The sequence below is a fragment of the Nostoc sp. UCD121 genome (genome assembly GCF_014222285.1).
Lineage (GTDB): Bacteria > Cyanobacteriota > Cyanobacteriia > Cyanobacteriales > Nostocaceae > Nostoc.
Genome location: NZ_JACKZS010000196.1, coordinates 1 through 14,607 on the forward strand (window position 1 = coordinate 1; position 14,607 = coordinate 14,607).

A 14,607-nucleotide genomic window follows, 5' to 3' on the forward strand; every position below is an offset into this window, starting at 1 on the left:
CAGGGAGCAGGGAGCAGGGAGCAGGGAGCAGGGAGCAGGGAGCAGGGAGCAGGGAGCAGGGAGCAGGGAGCAGGGAGAGGGAAAATGATTTTCCCTTCTCCCTGCACAAGAATCTTTGACTCAATAGCCAGGCGGACAGAACAATGCTAGCCGTTCGCTTTTACAGATAGGCTTTTAACAAAGGTTATCTGCAAATATCATAAGTGCAAAGCGCATATATGCTCATTGGTACGCAATCGGACAGAATTGTTAGGGGAATACGCCTAATATAGAAGAATACATAAAGCAAAGACTTATCCTATCTGCATAAGCAGACGTTCGCGTTGTAAATTCTGTCCGATTGCAATGCATTCGATATACCTTTTGACATATTGGGGCTAGTTCCTAGATACCTGTTGTGCCAAAGTGTTGCTTTTTTAAGCACAATTGTGCGCTAGGGGGAATAATGCCAGTATCTAACCAATCTCATCGACCGACAGCAAATAAGCTACTTTTAGCTTTGTCCCAAGTAGAGTATCAACGCTTAGTTCCACACCTAGAAAGAGTAAATCTTGAACTTAAGCAAGTTCTTTACGAAGCTAATGAACCCATAACACACGTCTATTTTCCAGATCGCACAATAGTTTCTTTGGTTTGTAATCAAGAAGATGGCTCCACCGTCGAAGCAGGTATGGTAAGCAATGATGGCATGGTAGGTCTTGCAGTTATTTTGGGCGGCAAGACTACAACTACAACCGCGTTTGTGCAGGTTGCAGACGGTAGCTTGCGAATGAAGGCAGAGCAACTAATAGCCGAATTCAACCGAGGTGGAGAGCTTCAAAGTTTGTTGTTACGCTATACGCAGGCAATGTTTACCCAAGTCACACAAACGGCAGCTTGCAACCGCTTGCATACAGTAGAAGAACGACTCGCTCGTTGGTTGTTGATGGTTTCTGACCGTATGCAATCAGATACATTCCCTCTGACTCAGGAATTTATCGCCCAGATGCTCGGCTGCCGCCGCTCTGGTGTCACAGTCGCAGCAGGCACGCTTAGTGGAGCTGGGATGATTAGCTACAAGCGTGGCACTATTAACATTTTGAATCGACAGGATTTGGAGGATACATCTTGTGAATGTTATTCCGTCGTCAAAAACGAATACGCTCGGTTACTTGATACGCAAAACTAGCTTTCTAGGTTAAACCTTAGCAGGCGATCGCCTTGTTAGTCGGTGATATTGACCACCTGCCCTCTGTTAGCCCTGGTCAAATCCTTGCTGACCTCATCAATTCTGGTCGCGTTCCTGTAGCGCATTGCTGGGAGTTTCGGGTTATCAGTGACGATGGTGTGGTGTTTAGCGAACAAAAGCTTTACTATACAGCATTAGCAACTCTTAACGCTGGTTGTGATTGGATAGGATATTCGTGTTGAAGGTGCGCGTTCCCTTGTTCAAAAAATACATGAATCAGCTAGTGGCGGATTCTACCGTGCCTATAGTGATATTCAAAAATTACTTTAGCTAGATAGTGTTGCTAACTCATGTTTTTGAGATTTTTAGCCACATCATAAAAATTAGAACAGCTAAAGCTTTTTAACTGTTCTACGATTACTATTTTCCCTATATCGACAGCTTAATAAATGCTTACTATGATGTCCTCAGTTTGCAGAAGTATAAAATCCATTTATTTCAATACTGATGCCAAGCATAGCAATTCAAAACAGTGGGCAGATTTGCTGGTAGCTGACAAATGCTTAAACAATCAAAGCCTCATTTTGGCCCGACTCCAGCCCGAAACTTGATTTTTCGTCATGATTCCGATTACTGAATCATTGTTCTAGCCATATTTTGGGAACAAATTGGACACATTCGCCCTTCAGCATGAATGCACCATTACCCCAAGGTGAGCAATCGTCGGCTGTGGAGGCGTGATTGTAACAAGAGCAGGGATGAGGGCGGGGGCGGCGATAAGGGAAGCTTAAAGCTTCTCCAAAGGATACGAAGGCAGCGAACAGCGATCCCCACATTTCTCACAAGTTTGAAATGCAGAGGGGCAGAGGGGAAAGAACTTGTACAATAATTCTCCTCTGCTCAAGAGCTCCCCTGCACAAGCACAAGCTTTGAGCATCGGTGAGAAATCCGGGTAAAGCATCCTTACTTCAATTCCACGTTTAAAAACGTGGGTTCCTCCAGCAAGAACTGCCTTCGACTTCCTGCCTTCGGAATGAATACTAAAGTAGGTCAAACGCTTCTAAACCTTGACATCCCGTAAATCTGGAATGAACTGTAAACTTAAAAATTAAGTTATTTATTAATATTTATTAATATGCTTTTCATGTGCTGCTTTTTTCATGTCTTTAATCTCTATCTTGAGATAGAGATAAATATTATATAAATCTAAATTTTGGGAAAGATAGTAAACTTGAATACGATATAACTTTACAATTAAACTGTCAAGTTCCTAAAATTGTGTCTTAAATGAAGACACATTGTGTAATGCGAACAAGTGAGCAGATACAAGCTGAGATTTGGCATTAATTATTGCCAGTACTTATTTAAGTTGTCAGAGGGAAAACGGGCGAACCCGACCGATTCCTTTAGCATTCAAGCAAATTGAAATACTGTTGCATAATATGGCAGAAGAGGGTAAAGAACTGTTAGCCAAATACTTTAAGAGTCAGGGGTAGCAGGGATGTCATCTAACAAAGAAGGCATGACTGCCAGAAACATTTTTATTGAGGGTGGGGAAATCGGAAGCTTGATGCGCTCGCTCGATTGGTCACAGACTCCTTTAGGTGATGTAGCTAATTGGCCTCAGAGCTTACGAAGCGCGATTAGCATTTTGCTGCCTTCTAAAGCCCAGATTTGTCTGTTCTGGGGAACGGAATTAATCACGATTTATAACGATGCTTATAGCCCAGCTTTAGCTTCAAAACATCCTTGGGCATTAGGTCGTCCAGCCCATGAAGTATGGAGCGAAGTCTGGAATGTTTTAGAACCTTTACTCAAGGGAGTTGTTGCTACAGGAGTTGCATTCTGGGCGCAAGATTATTTATTTTTCCTGAATCGACACGGTTACATTGAAGAAACTTACTTCGATGTCTCCTATGACCCGGTGCGAGACGAGAGCGGAAACGTTGGCGGAGTCTTTTGCATTGTCAGTGAGACAACAGGACGAGTCCTGGGCGATCGCCGTTTACAAACCCTGAGCTTACTAAGTAGCGAAACAGCTCAAGCAAAGACCGTGGAAGCAGCTGGGCTGTCTGCAATTCAAGTTTTAGCAACTAATTCTTATGACATCCCGTTTGCCATGCTGTATCAGGTAGAGGCAGACGGCAGCAGTGCAAAGCTGGTTGGAACTACGCCAATCGAGCAAACAGAAGCAACTCCATCGAGAGTAAACTTAACTCAACAGAGTGATGCATGGAAACTCGGACAAGTTTATCATACCGGGGAACCAGCAATCCTTGATGATTTGACAACTCGGTTTGAAGCTCTGCCCAAAGGAGCTTGGGACAAGCCTCCGTCGTCAGCTTGGATCGTGCCGTTGCTCCCATCTGGACAAAAACAAATCGTGGGATTGCTGGTATTGGGCATCAATCCCCACCGGGCTTTTGAGCAGGAGTACCGAAAGTTCTTCGATTTGCTGATAGGTAACGTAACGACTGCGATCGCGAATGCCCGTGCTTATGAAGAAGAACGCAAGCGCCTTGAGGCACTAGCAGAACTGAATCGGGCTAAAACGACCTTCTTCAACAACGTCAGCCACGAATTACGCACTCCCCTGACACTGATGCTGTCGCCACTGGAAAAGACGTTAACCGAATTAAACGGGATTCTTCCACCCAAAGCGCAAGCAGAATTAGAGATGGTGCAGCGCAATGGCACACGGCTGCTTAAGCTAGTCAATACGCTGTTAGATTTCTCGCGCATTGAAGCCGGACGCACCATAGCTAGCTATGAGCCAACCGATTTAGCCACCTATACCGCAGAACTGGCAAGTATTTTCCTTTCTGCTGCTGACTCTGCGGGGCTGCAATTAATTGTAGATTGTCCTCCCCTAGCAGAAAGAGTTTACGTAGATCGCCAAATGTGGGAGAAGATTGTCTTAAATCTGCTCTCCAATGCATTGAAGTTCACCTTTGTTGGAGAAATTGCAGTTTCTTTGCGCCCGGTTGACACGATGGTGTCATTGATAGTGCGCGATACGGGTACTGGTATTCCGGCAGATGAGATTCCCCGGTTATTTGAGCGGTTTTATCGAGTTAAAGGTGCTAAAGGTCGCACATTTGAGGGTACGGGTATTGGGCTGTCGCTAGTGCAAGAATTAGTAAGTCTGCATAGTGGGACAATTGCGGTTGACAGCACCTTCGGTCAAGGCACTACCTTTACAGTCCAATTGCCAACTGGAACGGCTCACTTACCCCAAGATTGCCTCAATACTAGTCAAAGCAGTGTTTCTACCGCTTCTGGAACAATGTCTTATGTTGAGGAAGCTTTAGGGTGGCTTCCGAAAGAAGCTCAAGAGTCGGAAGAATTCTCTCCTTTGTCCCTTCACCCTGTTGCTTCTTCTGCCCGGATTCTCCTGGTGGATGACAACACCGATATGCGGAATTATTTGCGACGGATTCTGAGCGAGTACTACAAAGTGGACGTGGCAATTGAAGGTGAAACCGCTCTAGCTGCCGCATACAATAACCCACCTGATTTGATCCTCAGCGATGTGATGATGCCAGGAATGGATGGCATTGAGTTGCTACGGCAGTTACGGGCTGATTTCAGAACGCGCGAAATTCCGATTTTGCTACTGTCTGCCCGGGCTGGAGAAGAATCGGCAGTCGCAGGATTGGAGTCTGGGGCAGATGATTATTTGGTGAAGCCATTCAGCCGCCGCGAATTATTGGCGCGAGTTGCCGCCAATCTAGAGTTAGGACGAGTGCGCCTTGGGGCCAGTCAGCAACGTTTTCGTTTTCTGGCTGAATCCATTCCCCAGATGGTTTGGACGGCTGATGAAATCGGTCGGGTAGATTATTACAGCAATCGCTGGCTTGACTATACTGGGTTGGCGCTAGAGCAAATCCAGGGGTTCGGTTGGCAGAACCTTATCCATCCAGAGGAGCGAGAACACACTATCTCCGTGTGGACTCAAGCCGTTCAAATGGCCACAAGCTACGAGGTTGAGCATCGCTTGAGACGGGCAGATGGAACCTACTGTTGGCATCTTTCCCGTGCTTTACCAATGCTCAATGAAAACAGTCAAATCATTCGCTGGTATGGCACCTGCACAGATATCAGTGAACAAAAACTGGCAGAATCAGCCTTACGCCAATCTGAGTCACGCTATCGAACGCTGTTTGAGTCCATTGACGAAGGATTTTGCACGCTCGAAATGCTGTTTGATGAAAATGACACGCCTAACGATTACCGCTTTTTAGAAATCAATCCGTCCTTTGAGAAACAAACCGGACTCAAAGACGTACAAGGCAAAAGGATGCGCGAGCTTGCTCCAAATCATGAAAACTATTGGTTTGATATTTACGGAAAAGTCGCCATAACAGGCGAACCCATTCGCTTCGAGAATCGCGCTCAAGCCTTAGACCGTTGGTTCGACGTTTATGCATTTCGTATTGGGCAGCCGCAGCGCCGAAAAGTCGCCGTCCTTTTCATGGATATTAGCAAGCGCAAACTTGCCGAAGCAGCCTTGCGAGAAAGTGAAGAGCTAAAGCAACGAATTTTGGACAGCAGTCATGATTCTATCAAAGTTTTAACGTTAGATGGGCGGTTACTCTACTTGAATAAAGGCGGACTGCATCTTCTAGAAATTGATCAGCCTGCCTCCTTCCTTAACACCGACTGGATTAGTCTGTGGCAAGGCGAAGACCAAGAAGATGCCGCTTCGGCGATTGCCGCAGCCAAAACAGGTAATGTCGGGCAATTTCAAGGCTACTGTCCCACAGCAAAGGGCAAGCCGAAGTGGTGGGATGTGATTGTTACTCCCGTCCAAAATGCATCAGGAACTATTGCACAACTGTTAGTCATCTCACGCGATATTACAAAGCAAAAGCAAGCAGAAACTGAACGCGAACAACTGCTTTTGCGTGAGCAAGCCGCACGTCAACAAGCTCAAACAGCGAATCGGATTAAAGATGAGTTTTTGGCAATGCTATCACATGAATTGCGCTCACCCCTCAATCCGATTCTCGGTTGGTCTAAGTTGCTTCGCAATGGCAAATTAAATGCTACAAAAACGACTATTGCTTTGGAAACTATCGAGCGTAATGCCAAACTCCAGGCACAATTAATTGAGGATTTGTTAGATGTCTCTCGCATCTTGTCTGGCAAACTCAATTTAGAAATCGCTCCCGTTAACTTGGCATCGACCATTGAAGCAGCTATTGAAACCGTGCGTTTAGCAGCAGAAGCGAAGTCAATTGAAATTGAGAGAGTATTTGACCCAAATATTCAGCAAATTATCGGAGATTCTGCTCGTTTACAGCAAGTAATTTGGAATTTGCTTACTAACGCCGTCAAATTTAGTTCTGCTGGTGGACGGGTTGAAATTCGCTTAGAGTGTAAAGACTTGCAGGCTCAAATTACTGTTAGCGATTGGGGCAAGGGGATTAATCCTGACTTTCTTCCCTACGTGTTCGAGTCCTTTCGTCAAGCGGATGCAACAACAACTAGGAAGTTTGGCGGACTTGGATTAGGGCTAGCGATCGTGCGTCATCTAGTTGAACTGCATGGAGGTACTGTTCAAGTAGACAGTTTCGGAGAAGGACACGGAGCCACCTTTACTGTCAGGTTTCCCTTCATGAAAGCACAAGGTTCTAGCCATCAAACAGAAGTTGACTCTTCATCCTTAGCTTTTAACCCCTTACCCCTTAGAGGAATACGGGCATTAGTAGTTGATGATGATGCAGATATCTGTGATTTTTTTAGCTTCGTCCTTGAACAGGCGGGAGCAGAGGTGAGAATTGTGACATCGGCGCTCGATGCGCTGCAAGCGTTAGAGCAATCGCCACCAGATATTTTGTTAAGTGATATTGGAATGCCAGATATGGATGGCTATATGCTGATCCGCCAAATTCGAGCAATGCCACCTGAACAAGGTGGACAAACTCTGGCTTTAGCCCTCTCAGCCTATGCTGGAGAGGCTAATCGCCAACAAGCTTTAGCCGCAGGATTTGAGCAGCACGTCGCAAAGCCAATAGACCCAGACGTATTAATTGAAGTCATTCTAAATATTATTAGGAAGGCAAATTAATACCTCATATAATACTTGTCGGGTTTTGGGGAAAAGGGGAAAGAAAAAACCTTTAACCTTTACCCCAAACCCAATGCCGAGCTAAAAATACCTGAGTTCGGGTTAAGCCAGAAGCTAAAAAGCTTATTCTGTCAGGATTGAATAAAACTGGAATTGGTCAAAGCAGGGATAAAAGTGGAATCATTTTGTCAATAAGGTTCACAAATGAAACTAATCTCAGCAATATGTCTTATTGACAATAGATGAAAACAGAGCTTTAGACCGAACAACGATAATTCAAGGCTTTTGAGGATTTCTTATCCCGAACTCAGGTTAAAAATGCTTTACCCGAGCAGTATTGGAAGCACACTATTATCTATTACTATGGCGAGGTTGGTTAAAAATTTCCAAGGCTATTTCCTCAAATATTATTAACTGTTAGTTTCTAGCTATTTTTTCTGTTAATCTTGAAACCGACCAGACAAACTTGCAACCATAACTACCAACTCCAGTGGATCAAATGGTTTGGACAAATACATTTGAAAGCCTGTAAGCAACGCCCGCCTTCGGTCTTCCTCCTTGGCATAAGCACTCAAGGCGATCGCTGGCATTCTTCCTCCTTTTTCTACTGGTAAAGCCCTGATTCGACGAATCAGACTGTAGCCATCCTCCTCTGGCATTCCCAGATCCGAAATCAGTATGTGTGGCATTCCCGACTCTAACGCTGACAAGGCTTGGGCTACTGATGCTGCTTCACTCACCAAAGCACCATGTTGCTCCAAGATAAAAGCAACAAGCTCACGTCCATCAGCTTCATCATCAACAACTAATACTCGTAAACCGTTGAGTGAAATTTGATTATCATCGTTTCCAGAGATTAATTCTGCACCGTCAGAAATATAAGAGATGCTCATCAGAGGTAAGCGCACACCAAAGGTTGCTCCAAGGCCAAGCCCTGGACTATCGGCCTGTACTGTTCCCCCATGCATTTCCACTAAATGCCGGACGATTGCTAGCCCTAAGCCTAGTCCCCCATAGCTTCGGGTTGTACTTGCGTCTGCCTGACGGAAGCGCTCAAAAATGTAGGGCAAGAAGTCAGCTTTGATACCATTACCCGTATCTTTGACCTGGAGGAGCGCGTCTGTACCCAAAGCTTGTAGGCAAACCTCTACCTGTCCCCCAGAAGGCGTAAATTTAATTGCATTACTCAGCAGATTCCACACTACTTGTTGTAAACGACTAGCATCTCCACAAACAGAACTAGCGCACTGATCAAGCATAGAGCTAATCGTAATATCTTTAGCTGAAGCTTGTGGTTTTAAAGTTTCGATAGCTTCAGTAATCACTGAGATTAGAGAAACTGGAAGCTTTTCCAGGCGCAGTTGCCCTCGGATAATACATGATACATCCAGCAAATCGTCTACTAATCTCGCTTGAGCATTGGCGTTGCGCTCAATAGTTTCTAGCGCCCGAGTCGTTGCAGATGAGTTTAATTTCCCTTGGCGAAGCATTTTAACCCAGCCAAGCATTCCATTAAGCGGTGTGCGAATCTCATGGGAAAGTACTTGCAGAAATTCATCTTTCATGCGATTGGCCGCCTCCGCCTCAACTCGCGCTGCCTGCTCCCGAATCCGTTCGGCTTGTTGAGCTAAAGCATCTTTACGCAGTCGGAACAACTCTAAGTTTGTTCGTACCCGTGCCAGCAGTTCTCGCGCCGAGAAAGGTTTAATCAGGTAATCGTCTGCACCCATTTCTAAACCTTCAACGCGAGATTCTTCACCAGCGCGGGCAGATAGCAGGATAATAGGTACTTCACGAGTAGATGATTCAGAGCGCAATTCGCGTAACAATTGCAAACCGTCGATTCCCGGCATCATAATATCGCTCAGTACTAAATCCGGTATTTGCCTGCGGGCTGCTGCTAAGGCGGCTATCCCATCTGTTACTGCTTCCACTTCGTAATATGGCTGGAGTAGATGCTTAAGATAATCGCGCATATCTGCGTTATCATCAGCCAGCAAGATACGGGCAGAGGACAAGAAAGTGTTTTGCTCCCCTGCTTCTTGTGGTAGCCAACGCCATGCTTCTTCCACAAACGCAACCGCGCCCAAAGCAGTCGAAGGCAAATTGCGATTAGCTCCAATACGCTCTGCGGGCAAATGAGCTACCCCAAACGGCAGTGCAACTATAAAAGAACTTCCCTGATTTTCTTGACTGGTGACGCGAACTTCACCACCATGAAGTCGAACCAAATCCTGTACAAGTGATAGCCCAATACCAGAGCCTTCGTAAGTCCGACCTTGTGACCCTTGTACACGATAAAATCGCTCAAACAAGCGTGGTAACTCTGCTTGTGGAATTCCTGTACCTGTATCTCGGACTTCCATTTCCACACGTTCCCCATCAGAGCCCAAGGCAACAGTGATTTCTCCAGCGAAGGTGAACTTGAAAGCATTGCTCAACAAATTTAAGACAATTTTTTCCCACATTTCGCGGTCTACGTAAACCCTTTGTTGTAATGGTGGACAATCTACTATTAAACGTAAACCTGCTTTTTCGATCGCTGAACGAAAAACACTTGCCAGTTCACTGGTAAATACAGCTAGGTCTGTTGGCTCGTAAACAGCTTGAATTCGATTTGCTTCAATCCGGGAAAAGTCTAATAATGTGTTGACTAGCTTTAGTAAACGCAGACTGTTGCGCTGTACTAATTGCAATTGCTGTCGTGACTCTATTGTTAGTGAAGCGTTTTGCTTACTTAAAACATCCTCTAATGGCCCTAACATCAACGTCAAAGGTGTGCGGAACTCATGGGAAACATTATTAAAAAATGCTGTCTTCGCCCGATCCAACTCGGCTAGGGCTGCGGCTTTTTTGCGTTCTTCTTCGTATGCCCCAGCATTGCGGAGCGAAACTGAAACTTGTCCGGCTAACAACTCGTAAAACGACTTATACGCTTCATCCAAGGCTTGGTTAGGGCTAATTCCTGCTATTAATACCCCAAGTGGTGCCGTAATATTTGATGACGGAATCGGCAGCATTAATGCCCGATCTACAATTTCCCCCCAAGGGCCACTAGTAATGGTGATATAACGCAAGATATTTTCAACTACAACTGCTTGACCTGCCATCACCTGGGCAAATGGCCATATCCCATCCGATTTTTGAATGAGGACAGTAGTTGGTGCGATCTCATCATTTTCAATTACACCCACGCTGCCAAATAATTTTATTGCTTTAGCGTCTGACTCATCACTCAAGTACAATAGCGCAAACGGCACATCCAAGGGATATTCGGCTATCGTGGACAAGATATCTTTACACGTTGCCTCTACGCTGCGTGTATCTTCCCCCCTGGCTACCAAATCGCGTTGCAAGCGTAAGCGGCGCTCCCCTAGTACCTGCTGCGTCACTTCGCTACACACGCAAAGCATACCTCTAATTACGTCTTCATCATCTTCTACCGCACTGTAAGACAGGCTGAAGTGGGCTTCTTCGTTATAATCAGAACGGTTCACCACCATCATCTGATCTTCTACCCAGTTAGGAACACCCGTCGTCATCACTTCGGTAATCATCGGCCCAATTACATCCCATGATTCTGACTGTGTTTCTTGAATTGAGCGCCCCAGTGCCAGAGGATGTTTTGCCCCAATAAGGCTGGTGTAGGCATCATTATAAATCTGGATTAAATCTTCTCCCCATAGCAAAATCATCGGATAACGGGAACCTAATAAAGTGCGTATCGTTGATTTCAAGCTTTGGGGCCATGTTTCTCTACCGCCAACGGATGTGCTTGACCAGTCAAAATCACGTATCCGCTCCCTCATCTCACCTAAACCCGGAAACGGCTCTAATTGCCTATTGTTTATTGCACTGTTTGAACTTACGCATTGCTCTTGTGCGCTTTTTCTTTCTTGGGCGTTTGAAGTTGATATCTGTTGTTGAAGTAGCCGCAATCCTTGGCGCACGACTTCGCTTGCTGATTTATACTTTCCTGACTCCACAAGCGAGGCTATAAATTCATTAAAATCAAGAGTCAGTGATACGTTCAGCGTTGTCCGTTGGCGATTCACGTCACTTTTCTCCTCATGGTGCCAAAAATTGCCAATAGTATTTAAAAGTTATTATGCCACAAATCATTTACTCAGGCTCTTGGGTTATCCCTCCCGCTTGTGACCCGCATTTCTCACAAGCTTGAGGGAAGGGGCAGAGGGGAAAGAACTTGTACAATAACTCTCCTCTGCTCAAGAGATCAAGCAAAGGCTTAATCGAGATGTGGTGAGAAATCCGGGTGGTGTCTATGTGGAAGATAAAAAACAATTGATAAAACTTTTGCATCATCTCTGTTCAGTTAAACATTTTACTTTTCACGATATGCAGAAAAGGTGATTTTGAAGGTTTTTCAAGCCCCATACTAGCTCTACTGCTATAATTGCTGGGTAACAACTAAAAACTTCTTTGCTTAATGCTTGTCTCAAGCTTTACAAGTATGGTAAATAATAGAAAAGTATGGATTAAATAGCTATTTTTACCACAATCATGACTAATGAAAATGCTATTAAACGTATCTTGGTCTGTGATGATGTAGCTGATAACTCTTTGTTAATAAAAACTATTTTAGAAGCAGAGGACTGTCTGATTGAAATTGTTGATTCGGGTGCAGCAGTGCTAACCTTCCTTGAAACATACCCTAACCCACCTGACTTACTAATACTAGACATTCAAATGCCTGTAATGGATGGATTTGAAGTTGTTCAACGCCTGAGAGAATCAACTAAATTTCAATTTATACCAATTCTTTTGGTCACAAGTTTTGATTATGAGCTTAATAATATCAATAGTATAAAATGTGATGGATTTATCCAGAAACCCATTGACATTGATACAGTCACCTCTAAAGTGCGAGAGATTTTAAACCGGAATTCTTAAAGATTCCCTTGTAAATGCTAGCTACTTCATCGATACATTAGAGTTGTAAATAATGCAATTGCTGTAAGGTTGCTTGAACATATCCTATTAATGCATCCGGCTCAACAGGCTTTCGGATAACTCCATGCACCTTCACATCAAATCCTTTCTGAGAAAATCCCTTTTCATCAGCTGTGATAAACACAATAGGTAAAGATTCTAAAAAAGGATTATTTTTAATGCGGCGAACTACTTCGTACCCATTCATAACAGGCATCATTATATCCAGTAGAAGTAGGGCAGGTCTTTTACATTCCAGAAAAGTAAGTGCTGCTGCTCCCGAATCGACAGTTTCAACCTCATAACCCTCCATTTCTAAAAGAGTTTGGAAGAAAAAGCAGTTGTCTGCAACATCAATCGCAAACAAGGATAAGCTTATTAGTACTATCTTGTGTAACTCCTTTTTTAACTACCATATTGAAATAGGGAACATACAGCAATTCCTGCTGTTATAGGGTACAGTTAATAAGAATAAAAATATTATCTTTTAATCTTTTTTACGCAGTTTAGTTATTCAAAAGCCAGTTGAACCGGATAAATTAATAGAATGTGTTCAACCTGCTCTCTCTTCACTATATTATTTATAGCCATGATCTCTGAATGAAAGAGTCTGTTAGTACTGTATTGGCTATAGGATTAGAAAGAGAGTCTTTCTAGGCACCCTAATAGGGAAGTTTAGGCAACTTAACGATAAAGCTTGTTCCTTTACCCTCGGCACTTTCAACTTCAATCGTCCCCTGATGTGCCTCAATAATACTCTTTGCTAAAAATAATCCTAACCCCCATCCTGTTTGATCCTCAGCAGCGATGGTTCGACGAAATTGTTGAAATAAGATTGATTGAGCTTCTGAAGAGATCGGATTACCTTCGTTGTGGATGGTCAGGCTGATATGCGTTTCAATTTGCTCAAGTGTGAGTGTAATTGGTGTATCAGCAGCGCCATACTTCACGGCGTTGATAGCTAAGTTTTCAATTACCCGTCGTATCTCTTTACGGCTGCAATTGCTCCTGATAACAGTATCAGAAACTACAATAAACCGCTCTCCATAAGCAAAGTTCAAATCCTCTACTACGTCCTGAACAAGGCTGTCTAAACTGCATTCTTCAAATTCAAACTTTAAGCTCTCCCCCGCCCGTAGCCGACTAGCATCGAGCAGATTTTGAATCATCAAATTCAAACGCTCGACTGCTTTTAGCATTTTCGCCGCGATATTGGCATGAGTATCTCCTTGTTCAAGCCGACGCAGAGTCAGGTGAGTACCCATTTTTATGACATTGAGTGGCCCTCTGAGATCGTGAGTCAGTGTCACCATAAATAACTCTTGAATATCTCGCAACGTCTGCGAAAATTGAGTCGCCGCATCGTTAACGGCTTGCTCAATGGAATCGATAATAATATCTCGTTCCCTTACCTCTAAAGCCGCTTCTTCTTCTAATATTTGAAATATGACTTGACGGAGAATGTGGTACTCAAAAATGAGTTGGGTCATTGAATAGTCGGCAAAACCTGCCCGCTCATGTCCATGCTTTTTCCCAATCCGAGTGCTTTCTAGTTTATCGGTTTTTATTCTGGCTGGTGTCCTTTCAATCTTCGTTGACAGCTCATCCACCAATTGCTCTAGATACTCAGGTAGCGAATTTTGTAGCATCAGAGAGTCCTGATGTATGGATGCACCAACTTCATCACGCGCCCGCTCTTCCCACCTCTGCATGATTCTTTCAGCATTTTGTTTAAGACGCTTAGACGTTTGGTTAGACATAGATTGTAAAAACACCAAAATTAGCAAATAGTTAGCTTGAAACTGCTTGATATTGTACGCAATATTTCATTAAATAATTTAATTTCTGGAATTCCCTAATAGAATATATTCCAGATGCTCTCTTGCAAATGCATCATAATCATCATCTCTGAATAAAGTTATTATTATTCGGAAAATTTTCGGAATTCCCAGCTAAAATTACTTGAACTTTAGTAGTTACTATATCAGGGTCAATCGGATTTTTAATGAACCCACTTATTTTTATATCAAGAGCTTTATCAGCATCATCTTCATCAAAAGCTGTCACCAGCAAAATCGGAACAAATTGAAACTTAGCAGATTCTCGCAGGTGACGAACAACTTCAAATCCATCCATTTTTGGCATCATTACATCTAGTATTAGCAAGTCAGGTGACTTCGAGGCTGTTTCAAGGTAAGCTAGTACTGCTACACCTGAATCAACGATTTCAATCAAACAGTCTTCTGCTTGTAAAATCGTTTTTAGAAGAAAAGAGTTATCAGCCACATCGTCACAAATCAATATACGCTTGATAACACTATCCATTGAACCTATCCCACTACAGCACTTGCGTCTATTATGAGGTACACTAGATTAAAATATAAATACTTTTAAATGAAGTCTTACTCTGTCGATC

The 14,607-nt window shown here is 43.8% G+C and carries 9 protein-coding genes; 4 read left to right on the plus strand and 5 right to left on the minus strand.

Annotated features, from left to right (window positions below; all coding sequences use genetic code 11):
- Positions 1-445: 445 nt before the first annotated feature.
- Complete coding sequence (locus tag GNF10_RS28780; RefSeq protein ID WP_185582350.1) at positions 446-1,168, plus strand: Crp/Fnr family transcriptional regulator; 723 nt, start codon at positions 446-448, stop codon at positions 1,166-1,168.
- 32 nt (positions 1,169-1,200) lie between these two features.
- Positions 1,201-1,410, plus strand: a complete 210-nt coding sequence (locus GNF10_RS28785) for a hypothetical protein (RefSeq protein WP_185582357.1) — start codon at positions 1,201-1,203, stop codon at positions 1,408-1,410.
- Positions 1,411-1,806: 396 nt separating this feature from the next.
- Here the strand turns inward: GNF10_RS28785 and GNF10_RS28790 are convergent, their stop codons facing one another.
- The gene (locus GNF10_RS28790) at positions 1,807-2,004 is read right to left on the minus strand and encodes a hypothetical protein (RefSeq protein ID WP_185582351.1); all 198 of its coding nucleotides are present in this window, start codon (positions 2,002-2,004) and stop codon (positions 1,807-1,809) included.
- A gap of 665 nt (positions 2,005-2,669) precedes the next feature.
- Here GNF10_RS28790 and GNF10_RS28795 point away from each other — a divergent pair.
- A complete protein-coding gene (locus GNF10_RS28795; protein ID WP_185582352.1) occupies positions 2,670-7,241 on the plus strand; it encodes an ATP-binding protein in 4,572 nt (1,523 codons plus the stop codon).
- Positions 7,242-7,681: 440 nt separating this feature from the next.
- Here the strand turns inward: GNF10_RS28795 and GNF10_RS28800 are convergent, their stop codons facing one another.
- Positions 7,682-11,296: a type II toxin-antitoxin system ParD family antitoxin gene (locus GNF10_RS28800; RefSeq protein WP_185582353.1), complete on the minus strand. Its 3,615-nt coding sequence runs from the start codon at positions 11,294-11,296 to the stop codon at positions 7,682-7,684.
- Between the two features lie 466 nt (positions 11,297-11,762).
- Here GNF10_RS28800 and GNF10_RS28805 point away from each other — a divergent pair, with 466 nt between their 5' ends.
- Entirely contained in the window at positions 11,763-12,152 is a 390-nt protein-coding gene (locus GNF10_RS28805) for a response regulator (RefSeq protein ID WP_185607302.1), read from the plus strand.
- 37 nt (positions 12,153-12,189) lie between these two features.
- On the opposite strand, the gene GNF10_RS28810 is transcribed toward GNF10_RS28805, so the two are convergent.
- From GNF10_RS28810 to GNF10_RS28820, 3 genes are all read right to left on the minus strand, one after another.
- The gene (locus GNF10_RS28810) at positions 12,190-12,558 is read right to left on the minus strand and encodes a response regulator (protein ID WP_260446342.1); all 369 of its coding nucleotides are present in this window, start codon (positions 12,556-12,558) and stop codon (positions 12,190-12,192) included.
- A 295-nt stretch (positions 12,559-12,853) separates the two neighbouring features.
- The gene (locus GNF10_RS38055) at positions 12,854-13,951 is read right to left on the minus strand and encodes a sensor histidine kinase KdpD (protein ID WP_221644679.1); all 1,098 of its coding nucleotides are present in this window, start codon (positions 13,949-13,951) and stop codon (positions 12,854-12,856) included.
- A 142-nt stretch (positions 13,952-14,093) separates the two neighbouring features.
- Positions 14,094-14,516, minus strand: a complete 423-nt coding sequence (locus GNF10_RS28820; protein ID WP_185607303.1) for a response regulator — start codon at positions 14,514-14,516, stop codon at positions 14,094-14,096.
- Positions 14,517-14,607: the final 91 nt, after the last annotated feature.

What these genes read in the sequence shown, in the direction of transcription:
- GNF10_RS28780 (WP_185582350.1), top strand. Translation starts at nt 446, where the DNA reads ATGCCAGTATCTAACCAATCTCATCGACCGACAGCAAATAAGCTACTT.
- GNF10_RS28790 (WP_185582351.1), bottom strand. Translation starts at nt 2,004, where the DNA reads ATGTGGGGATCGCTGTTCGCTGCCTTCGTATCCTTTGGAGAAGCTTTA.
- GNF10_RS28795 (WP_185582352.1), top strand. Translation starts at nt 2,670, where the DNA reads ATGTCATCTAACAAAGAAGGCATGACTGCCAGAAACATTTTTATTGAG.
- GNF10_RS28805 (WP_185607302.1), top strand. Translation starts at nt 11,763, where the DNA reads ATGACTAATGAAAATGCTATTAAACGTATCTTGGTCTGTGATGATGTA.
- GNF10_RS38055 (WP_221644679.1), bottom strand. Translation starts at nt 13,951, where the DNA reads ATGTCTAACCAAACGTCTAAGCGTCTTAAACAAAATGCTGAAAGAATC.
- GNF10_RS28820 (WP_185607303.1), bottom strand. Translation starts at nt 14,516, where the DNA reads ATGGATAGTGTTATCAAGCGTATATTGATTTGTGACGATGTGGCTGAT.